Origin of the sequence: Amycolatopsis sp. NPDC059021, assembly GCF_042739895.1 — a bacterium.
Lineage (GTDB): Bacteria > Actinomycetota > Actinomycetes > Mycobacteriales > Pseudonocardiaceae > Amycolatopsis.
This window is the reverse complement of the sequence record NZ_JBHYIQ010000084.1, coordinates 2,425-5,358: the sequence shown is the minus strand read 5'-3', so window position 1 is coordinate 5,358 and position 2,934 is coordinate 2,425. Positions and strand designations below refer to the sequence as shown.

Sequence of the window (2,934 nt, the reverse complement as noted above, 5' to 3'; positions counted from 1 at the left end):
AGTGTGTGAGCGCGCGGGGTCCACACACCCCCGGGGCCCCCCCCACACTCATTTGGCGCGCTCCCGCGGGTGCGGGGGGGGCTCCCCCCCCGCCCGCGCGCGGGGGCCCCCACGCCCATGTGATTCTGTGGCGGCCGGTCAGCCGCATACCGCCGCCTGCCGATAATGCTTCGCTGTGTTCCCCGGCGCACACCGCTCCTGATCGCGATTCACGCACCGACGGCCGACTCGTATTTCGAGACGAGCATCCGCTTGAGAACTTTTCCGCTGGGCCCCATCGGCAGAGCGTCGATGAACTCGACGCGACGAGGGTACTTATAAGCGGCGAGACGCTGTTTTCCCCATTCGATGATTTCTTCGCCCGATCCCTCGGCGACGTCCTCCGGCCGGGCAGGCACCACGATCGCCCAGACCTCCTCACCGAGCGCAGGATGCGGAACACCGACGACCGCCACCTGCGCCACGGCCGGATGCCCGACGAGGATCTCCTCGATTTCGCGCGGATAGACGTTGTAGCCGCCACGCAGAATCAGGTCCTTCTTCCGGCCCACGACCGCGAGGTAGCCGTCGTCGTCCAGCCTGCCGAGATCGCCGGTGCGGAACCAGCCGTCGATCACGACCTCGGCGGTGATATCCGGGCGACCGAGGTATCCGGCCATGACGGTCGGACCGCACACCACGATCTCGCCCACCTCGCCGACGGGAAGGAGATCGATGCCGCCGGCATTCGGCCGGGCTATGCCGACGGTGATGTCGTTGATCGGCACGCCGACCGTTCCGGACCGGAAAGGCAGGCCGGGATAGTGATAGGCGACGCTGCAGGAGGTCTCGGTCGCCCCGTAGCCCTCGTACACCGGACATCCGAACACGCTTCGGACCTCGTCGAGGGTCTTGGCCGGAAGCGCCGATCCCCCGCTGTACACGCGGTCGAGCCGGGGAACCTGCCCGCCCTGCGCCACCGCGTCGAGCAATCCGAAATACATCGTCGGCACGCCCATGAACACCGTGCACCGGTGTTCCGTCATCAGCGCGAGAGCCTCCCGCGCGGAGAACTTCGACATCAGGACGATGGAGATACCGGCGCGGAAGCCGGTCAGCATGCCACAAATCTGACCGAATCCGTGCGACAGCGGCAAGCACCCGAGCAATACGTCGTCACTCCGGAACGCGTACGGAGTGGTGACCATTCCCTCGACGTTGTACAGAATATTCCGGTGAGTGAGCATCACGCCTTTCGGCGCACCCGTCGTGCCGGACGTGTAGAACACGACCGCGACATCGTCGGGTTCACGTGCTTCCGGCTCGTCGATCGGCGCCGCGTCCTGTGCCGCGTTCTCCAGGTCGACAGTGCCCGCGGGGCCTGGGCCGACGGTGAGAAGCACCGTGCCGAGCGGCTCCGCCGCCTCCCTCGCCTGGGCGAGCAATGAGGCGGCGCACACCAGAAAGCGGGCGTCGGCGTCGGTCAGTACGTGCTCGATCTCCGACGCGGTCGACGTGACATTCAGCGGGATCGCGACGGCGCCCGCCGCCAGCACGCCGAAGTACGCCACGGGAAACCGCGGGGTGTCGACCAGGAGCAGAGCGACCCGGTCTCCTGGCCGAACCCCGTTGGCGCGCAGCACGGAGGCGTAGCGACGTGCCTGTTCCCAGAGCCACTCGTAGGTGAAATGCTCGGACTCATAGATCACGGCCGAGTGGCCGGGCCGCCGGGCCGCCGCATCGGCCAGCACGGCGGCAACTGACGTGGTCATCGCGACAGCAGTCCGTCTTTCGCGACGGTGCGGGCACCGTCGCCGCGGAACTCGGAGGTGAACCAGTCCCGGGCACTCGCGGCCGGGATGTTCAATTCCTTCCAGATTCCGTGCAGGGCCTGGGCGAAGTGCTCGACTTCGTTCTGATCGTGCACGGCGGACGGAGCGATCCGCAGGATCTCCTGGCCGGCGGGCACGCTGGGGGCGTTGATGGACTGGACGTAGATCCCGTGCCGCTCGAACAGCAGCCGGGACGCCTGCTTGCAGGTGTCGTCGTCACCGACGAAGGCCGAAACGATATGGGAGTCCGTCGAAATGAACGGGATATCGGCATCGATCAGAAGGCTGTGCAGCAGCCGCGCGTTCTCCGAGAGAATCTTTCGCTCGACATCGGAGGATCGCAGGTACTGAACCGACGCCAGCGCACCGGCCGCCACCGCCGGCGGCAGCGAGGTGGTGAAGACGAACGAGCGCGCGTAGGTCCGCACCGCGTCCACCAGGGCCGCCGGTCCCGTGATGTAGCCGCCGACCGTGCCGAAACCCTTTGCCAGGGTACCCATCACGACCGTGAACCGGTCGGCGATGCCTTCCCGCGCGGCGATGCCGGCACCCTGCGGGCCGTACATGCCGACCGCGTGGACCTCGTCGATGAAGGTCGTGGCACCGTACTTGTCCGCGATGTCGGCGATCTCGGCGAGCGGCGCGACGTTGCCCGACATGGAGTAGACCGTTTCCACCACGATCAGCTTCGGGCAGTCGGCGGGAGCGGCCGCAATCAGCTCTTCCAGGTGCGCGACGTCGTTGTGCCTGAAGATCTGCTTCTGCGCGCCGCTGTGCCGGAGACCGTCGATGATCGAGGCGTGGTTCTTCGCGTCGGAAAACACGACGGTGTCCTTCGGCATCCCCGCCAGCACGGTGAGCGCACCTTCGTTGGCCGTGTATCCCGAGGTGAAAAGGAGGGCGGCTTCCTTGCCGTGCAGATCCGCCAGTTCGTTTTCCAGGAGGACGTGGTAATGGTTGTTCCCGCCGATGTTCCGGGAACCTCCGGAGCCGACGCCATGAGTGTCGAGGGGGGGGGGGGGGGGGGCGGGGGGGGGGGGGGGGGGGGCCCCCCCCCCAGACGCTGTGGGGGGCGCAGCCGCGGAGGACATCAAAGACCCCCACCCCCCGCGCCGGGGCCGGG

Annotated in this window: 2 protein-coding genes; both read right to left on the bottom strand. The window is 67.6% G+C overall.

The genetic code is table 11. From position 1 onward, the window contains the following. Positions 1–209 precede the first annotated feature (209 nt). Complete coding sequence (locus ACFWX1_RS35815) at positions 210–1,751, bottom strand: AMP-binding protein (RefSeq protein ID WP_378394227.1); 1,542 nt, start codon at positions 1,749–1,751, stop codon at positions 210–212. Further along, positions 1,748–2,902: a 5-aminolevulinate synthase gene (gene hemA, locus ACFWX1_RS35810; protein WP_378394238.1), complete on the bottom strand. Its 1,155-nt coding sequence runs from the start codon at positions 2,900–2,902 to the stop codon at positions 1,748–1,750. The genes ACFWX1_RS35815 and hemA overlap by 4 nt, the downstream gene beginning before the upstream one ends. Positions 2,903–2,934: the final 32 nt, after the last annotated feature.

Excerpts from the sequence above, each read along its gene's own strand:
- ACFWX1_RS35815 (WP_378394227.1), bottom strand. The coding sequence starts at position 1,751 with ATGACCACGTCAGTTGCCGCCGTGCTGGCCGATGCGGCGGCCCGGCGG.
- hemA (WP_378394238.1), bottom strand. The coding sequence starts at position 2,902 with ATGTCCTCCGCGGCTGCGCCCCCCACAGCGTCTGGGGGGGGGGCCCCC.